This window comes from Streptomyces morookaense, from assembly GCF_013030945.1.
In the GTDB taxonomy this organism is placed as follows: domain Bacteria; phylum Actinomycetota; class Actinomycetes; order Streptomycetales; family Streptomycetaceae; genus Streptomyces; species Streptomyces morookaensis.
In genome coordinates this window covers 245,205-251,836 of sequence record NZ_JABBXF010000010.1, presented here as the reverse complement: position 1 = coordinate 251,836, position 6,632 = coordinate 245,205, and the positions used below count along the sequence as shown (strand labels likewise).

Here is a 6,632-nt window from a genome sequence, read left to right as displayed (position 1 = left end):
TCACCGCCCGGGACACCGTCGGGGACCGCGTCACCGGCCTGGACGCCGGCGCCGACGACTACCTCGTCAAGCCCTTCGAACTGGACGAACTGCTGGCCCGCATCCGCGCCCTGCTGCGCCGCAGCTCGTACGCGAGCCCGGCGGCCGCCCCCGGCGCCGGCACCGCCAACGTCCTCTCCTTCGCCGACCTGCGCATGGACCTCTCCACCCGCGAGGTGACACGCGGAACCCGCCCCGTCGAGCTCACGCGCACCGAGTTCACGCTGCTGGAACTGTTCCTCGCCCACCCCCGGCAGGTGCTCACGCGCGAGCAGATCCTCAAGACCGTGTGGGGCTTCGAGTTCGAGCCCTCCTCCAACTCCCTGGACGTGTACGTGATGTATCTGCGCCGCAAGACCGAGGCGGGCGGTGAACCGCGCCTCGTGCACACCGTCCGGGGCGTCGGCTACGTCCTGCGGGGAGACGGCGGCAGCGAATGATCCGCAGGTTCCGCAAGCTCCCGCTGCGTTCGCGGTTGGCCCTGCTGACCGCGGCGGCCGTCGCGTTCGCCGTGGCCGTGGCGGCGGGGGCGTGCTGGCTGGTCACCAAGCAGCAGCTGTCCCACCAGCAGGACACGACGCTGACCAACGTCAACGTGCCCTCCGACTACATGCGCGACCTGATCGCGAACTGCGGCACCCGCCTCCCGGCCCAGGCGGTGCCGCCCACCCAGTACACCGTGCAGATCGTCGCCGCGAGCGGCGTCGTCTGCACGACCCCGGGCAAGGCACAGGTCAAGGTGACCGGGACGGACCTGGCCGTGGCCCAGGACCGGATCGACGGCGTGGTGCTGCACGACTCCCGGACCGTCGACGGCGAGCGGATGCGCGTCGCGACCTACCGCGTCGCGCAGCTGCCCAACGCCGCGGTCTCGGTCGCCCAGCCCCTCGACGTGGTGAACAAGCCGCTCAACTCGCTCGCCCTGGTGCTCGTCATCACGGCCGGCATCGGCGTCCTGGGCGCGGCCACCGCCGGCCTGTGGGTCGCGCGCGCCGCCCTGCGGCCGGTGGACCAGCTGACCGGAGCCGTCGAGCACATCGCCCGTACCGAGGATCTCGCGGTCCGCATCCCCGTGGAGGGCGACGACGAAATCGCCCGCCTGTCACGGTCGTTCAACTCCATGACGGCCGCACTGGCCTCCTCCCGCGAACGGCAGCAACAGCTCATCGCCGACGCCGGGCACGAGCTGCGCACGCCGCTGACCTCCCTGCGGACCAACATCGACCTGCTGGCGAGGAGCGAGGAGACGGGCCGGGCGATCCCGCCCGCGGACCGCGCCGAGCTGCTCGCGAGCGTCAAGGCCCAGATGACGGAACTGGCCGCCCTCATCGGCGACCTGCAGGAACTCTCCCGCCCCGACGCCGCCCCGGGCAGCGGCCCCCTCCAGGTGGTCGCCCTTCACGAGGCCGCGGAACGGGCCCTGGGCCGGGCCCGGTTGCGCGGTTCCGGTCTGACGATCGACGCCGATCTGCAGCCGTGGTACGTCCGCGCCGAGCCGGCCGCCCTGGACCGGGCACTCGTGAACCTGCTCGACAACGCGGTGAAGTTCAGCCCCGCGGGCGGCGTGATCGAGGTGCGCCTCACGAACGGTGAACTGACCGTGCGCGACCACGGCCCCGGCATCGCCGACGACGAACTCCCGCACGTCTTCGACCGCTTCTGGCGCTCGCCGTCCGCCCGCAGCCTGCCGGGCAGCGGCCTGGGCCTGTCGATCGTGGCCCGCACGGTGCAGCAGGCCGGCGGCACCGTGACCCTGCGCCCGGCACAGGGCGGCGGCACGGTGGCCGCGCTCCGGCTGCCGGGCGCACCGACGGAGCCGCCGGCGCTGTAGGGGCCGCCTCACCGCCCCACGGGCAGCCCGCTCCCCGACACGTCGGCGCGCACCCCGTCACGCTGGACGGTCAACTTGTCCAGATGCAGATGCAGTTCCTCCGCCTCCTTCGGGAGCCGGAAGGAGAACGACAACCGGTCGCTCAGCTCGGGAGGCCGCAGCCGGGTGATGCCTTCGAGCACCTTCGGGTCGATGCCCACCTTCCCCAGCAGCCAGGGATGGTCGGCCACCACGTCGACGAGATTGACCTGCATCAGCCGGTCGACGAAGCGGGGCGCCCCGGTGACCTCGTGCAGCCGCTCCTCGTCGGCCAGCACGGCGGCCGCGTCGTCCGGCGACAGACCGAGCCGCTGCGCGATCGACGGCACCGAGAACAGCGCCTTGACGCGCGCCGCGTCCCGGCTGATGCGTTCGGCCGTCTCCCGGTGCAACAGCAGGCTCTTGTCGCCGCCCCCGGGGCGGTAGACGGCGATGCCCGGCAGGTCCAGGCTCATGCCGTCGATGTCCGTGGACACGCCCTGTTCGCCGGCGCGCCGCAGGTGCGCCTGCGCCCGCAGCACGAGTTCCTGCCCGGCGACCTTCAACGACCCGCGGGCGGCGATGACATTGCCGCCCCCGTCGCTGAACTTCACCTGCGAAGCGGCCAGTTCCCGGTTCATGTCGTCGAACGACAGCAGGACGTTCCCTTCCAACTGTCCGATCACCGCCCCGCGCACGTTGTCGGGCAGGCTGCCGATCAGCCGGATGTCCTCCGCGGCGGCGTGCACGCGGGCGATCGACACCCGGTCGGCGGCGAGATGCGGCACGGTCACATCGACCCGGGTCAGCCGCTTGTCCAGCACCTGGGTCAGGAAGGGGAATCCGTGGATGTCGACCTGGGGCGCGGCCTCCAGGTGCAGGGCTTGCTGGAGTTGCCGTTCCGTCTTCTTCTCCGCGTACATCGCGGCGCACCGGTCGGCCAGCACGAGGATCACGGCCAGCGCGCCGGCGGCGATCAGCAGCTTGAGGAGCCGGTGCTTGCGGCGCGGCCGCCGGCGCCGCCTGCGCGGCCGCCTGGCGCGCCGGTGGTCGGGGGGCGACCAGGGCTCGTCGTCGTGGTCGCCGAGGGGGGCGTGGGGTATCGGCACCGGGTCGGATATCGACTCGGCTATCGGCTCGGCTATCGGCTCGGTTATCGGCTCCGGGTCGGCGAGCGAGGCGAGTTCGTCATAGGGGTTGGAGGGACGGGGAGGTATGCGTGTGGGGGTTCGCATCACCACATCCCACCATGCGTGCGGCCCTCGGACGCAAGGGCTACTGCCGGTACGTTAACAAACGCCTTACCTCTTCCAGCCGTTGGGGAAACGGCACGTATTCGGGCGATGTCTCGAACGCGAGTCTTGGTACCTGTTGTGCCAGGGTTCCGCCTTTCCCGCGGAATGTGGCCGTAACGTGTACCTCATGGCAGAAGCTCGGGGGTTTCGGGGGAATCGCGACGACCACGCGACGGCTGTGCAGGTTGCGCCAGCGCGAATCTTCACGACACGCTGCCGAGGGTGACGATTTGCGCTGGCGGACGACGAACGGTCAGAGGGCGCCCGCGATCGGGTTGGGGGCGTCGACGAGCGGGGCGTCGAGGGCCGTGATGCGCAAGACACCGTCCAGTACGGCCGTGGCCGTCCCCCCGAGCACATCCACGTCCGCATCCGCCGCCGCGGCCGGCGTCGCCAACACGCCGCCCGTCAGCGCCAGTACGGCCGTGGCTGCAGCCGTCGCCAGGGCACGCTGCACCTGCTTCTTCATGAACTCCTCCAAAACCGAGGGGCGGTGGATCCGTCCCCGGATCTACCGCCCCTCGGAACCGCTCATTCCCGCCGCGCACTCACGCGCCGCGCCACGCGCCCGCGCGCCGTCACGCGGCCCTGGGAACCGCCTACTTGATGACCGTGATGCGGTCCGCCTTCGGCGGCGCCAGCGGTGCGGCCTTCGACGAGTGCGCCGTCAGGTAGGCGACGAACACGTCCAGGTCGGACGGGCCGACCAGCTTGTCGGTGCCCTCCTTGAAGACCGGGAAGCCGTCGCCGCCGCCCATGAGGAACTCGTTGGCGGCGACACGGTAGGTCTTCGCCGGGTCGATCGGCGCACCGTTCAGCTTCACGGAGGACGTGACGATGCGGTCGGCGCCCTTCTTCGTCAGGTCGAGCGTGTACGTCAGGCCGTTGCTCACCTGGAGGACCTTCGGCTCGGCCTCGTTGGGGCCGGTGACCTGCTGCTGCAGCACCTTGATGACCTGTGCGCCGGTCAGGGTCTTCACCTGCATCATGTTGGTGAACGGCTGGACGGTGAATGCCTCGCCGTAGGTGACGACTCCGTCGCCCTCGCTGCCGGAGGCCTTGTAGGCGAGGTCGGAGCGGATGCCGCCGGGGTTCATGAAGGCGATCTGGGCGCCGCCCTTGGCGGCCGGCGACAGGGCCTCCAGTTGTGCGTCGGTGATGACGTCACCGAGCGGTTCCTCGCCGTCGCCCGCGGCTCCCCGGCCGTTGATGTCGGCGGAGATGTAGCCGACCGGCTTGTCGGCCACGGGAGCGGCCAGCTTGTTCCACCGGTCGATCAGCTTCGTCATGTCCTTGGCCTTCGGCTGCTGCCGGCTGACCACGTGGTTGACGGCGTGCGGGGCCTTGACGGCGGTCCGGACGATGTTGTTCGTGCGCAGGTCGTACGTCAGCGTGGTGTCCGTGTACAGGCGGCCGAAGGAGGCGGCCGACGTCACGGTGCGCGGTGCGCCCGACGGGTCGGGGATGGTGCAGCTGTAGGCCGCGTGCGTGTGGCCGGTGACGAGGGCGGCGACCTTCGGGGTGACGTGCTTCGCGATGTCGACGATCGGGCCGGAGATGCCGGCGCCCGCACCGGGGGTGTCGCAGTTGTAGTTGTACGCGCCGGAGGCGGGGTAGCCGCCCTCGTGGACGAGGGCGACGATCGCCTTGACGCCCTGGCGGTTGAGTTCGTCCGCGTACTTGTTGATCGTCTGGACCTCGTCGCCGAACTTGAGGCCCTTGACGCCCTCGGCGGTGACGACGTCGGGGGTGCCCTTGAGCGTGACGCCGATGAAGCCGATCTTCACGCCCTTGTGCTTCCACACCGTGTACGGCTTGAGGATGGGCTTGCCGGTCTTCTCGTCGGTGACGTTGGCGGCGAGGTACGGGAAGTCCGCGCCGCGGAACTTCCGGCCCTTCTCGTAGCAGCCGTCCTTGGGGTGGCAGCCGCCCTTCTGCATGCGGGTCAGTTCGGCGCGGCCCTCGTCGAACTCGTGGTTGCCCACGGAGGTGACGTCGAGGCCGAGCTTGTTCATCGCCTCGATGGTCGGCTCGTCGTGGAAGAGGCCGGACATCAGCGGGCTGGCGCCTATGAGGTCGCCCGCTGCCGCGGTGACGGAGTACTCGTGGCCCTTGCGGGCCGAGCGCAGCGAACTGGCCAGGTACTCCATGCCGCCCGCCGGGACGACCTTCTTCGTGCCGTCCGGCTCGGCCTCGGTCACGGTGCCGGAGGAGCCCTGCGGGGGCTCCAGGTTTCCGTGGAAGTCGTTGAACGAGAGCATCTGGACGTCGACCGTCCGGTCGTGCCGGTGGCCGTTCCCGGGGCCGCGGTCGTGGGCGCTCGCGGGGGCGGCGGCCGTGGACAGGACACCGGCCGTCGCGGCGAGCAGGGCTGTCGCGGTGGTCAGCCGGCGGGCGAGTCGCCGTATCGGCGGCTTCGCTGACATGAGTTCCCCTTTGTGGGTGGTGGGGTTTGGCAGGTCGGCCGCAGCATACGGTCGGCCGCCGCGGGCTCGTAGGCTCGGGGCCATGAGCAACGTGGTGAATGACGTGAGCGGGCAGCGCCGGATCGTGGTGCTGGACGAGCTGACGGACGAACAGATGCGCGACGTCCTGGACATGGTGGCCGCGGCTGCGGCCGAGGACGGCCAGCCGGCCGTCTCCGAACAGGGGCGTCTGCAGCTCAAGGGGCGGCGCGAGGGCGTGCGCCACGTTCTGGTGCGGGACGTGGCCGGGGAGTTCGTGGGATACGGGCAGCTGGAGGAGAGCGACCCGGTGGAGGCGCCGGCGGGCGAGTTCGTGGTGCACCCGGCGCACCGGGGCCGGGGGCACGGGCGGGCGCTGGGCAGTGCGTTGCTGCAGGAGTCGGGCAAGCGGCTGCGCGTGTGGGCGCACGGCGGGCACCCCGCGGCGCGGCACCTGGCGCAGGTGCTGGGCATGAGCCTGTTCCGCGAGCTGCGGCAGATGCGGCGGCCGTTGGAGGGCCTGGACCTGCCGGAGCCGGTGTTCCCGGAGGGGGTGACGGTACGGGCGTTCCGGCCGGGGGCGGACGATGCCGAGTGGCTGGCGGTGAACGCGGCCGCTTTCGCCCACCACCCGGAGCAGGGTTCGCTGACGCAGCGGGACCTGGACGACCGCAAGGCGGCGTCGTGGTTCGACCCGGAGGGCTTTTTCCTCGCCGAGCGCGAGGGGGCGATCGTCGGCTTCCACTGGACGAAGGTGCACGCGGACGAGGGCCTGGGCGAGGTGTACGTGCTGGGCGTCCGCCCGGGCGCCCAGGGCGGCGGCCTGGGCAAGGCCCTGACGGTGGTGGGCCTGCGGCACCTGGCGGCGCGGGGGCTGCCGACGGCGATGCTGTACGTCGACGCCGACAACGCGGCGGCGGTGGCGGTGTACGAGCGGCTGGGGTTCGTGACGCACGAGACGGATCTGATGTACCGGACGGAGAGCTGAGGCGGGCGCCCCGGGAC

Annotated in this window: 6 protein-coding genes; 3 read left to right on the top strand and 3 right to left on the bottom strand. The window is 71.3% G+C overall.

The features are described 5' to 3' along the window. Together HG542_RS06755 and HG542_RS06750 are read left to right on the top strand one after the other, a co-directional pair. A partial coding sequence (locus HG542_RS06755; protein ID WP_171079132.1) for a response regulator transcription factor occupies positions 1–479 on the top strand: 479 nt, incomplete at its 5' end. Next, positions 476–1,870, top strand: a complete 1,395-nt coding sequence (locus tag HG542_RS06750; RefSeq protein WP_171079131.1) for a sensor histidine kinase — start codon at positions 476–478, stop codon at positions 1,868–1,870. The genes HG542_RS06755 and HG542_RS06750, both read left to right, overlap by 4 nt. An 8-nt stretch (positions 1,871–1,878) precedes the next feature. Here the strand turns inward: HG542_RS06750 and HG542_RS06745 are convergent, their stop codons facing one another. From HG542_RS06745 to HG542_RS06735, 3 genes are all read right to left on the bottom strand, one after another. After that, positions 1,879–3,123, bottom strand: coding sequence for an LmeA family phospholipid-binding protein (locus HG542_RS06745; RefSeq protein ID WP_171079130.1), 1,245 nt, complete (start codon positions 3,121–3,123; stop codon positions 1,879–1,881). A gap of 313 nt (positions 3,124–3,436) precedes the next feature. Next, positions 3,437–3,652, bottom strand: coding sequence for a hypothetical protein (locus HG542_RS06740; protein ID WP_171079129.1), 216 nt, complete (start codon positions 3,650–3,652; stop codon positions 3,437–3,439). A 130-nt stretch (positions 3,653–3,782) separates the two neighbouring features. After that, positions 3,783–5,609 (bottom strand): bifunctional metallophosphatase/5'-nucleotidase, encoded by a 1,827-nt coding sequence (locus HG542_RS06735; protein ID WP_171079128.1) that lies wholly within the window; start codon positions 5,607–5,609, stop codon positions 3,783–3,785. 82 nt (positions 5,610–5,691) lie between these two features. On the opposite strand from HG542_RS06735, the gene mshD reads away from it, so the two are divergent. Next, positions 5,692–6,615 (top strand): mycothiol synthase, encoded by a 924-nt coding sequence (gene mshD / locus HG542_RS06730; RefSeq protein WP_171079127.1) that lies wholly within the window; start codon positions 5,692–5,694, stop codon positions 6,613–6,615. Positions 6,616–6,632 lie beyond the last annotated feature (17 nt).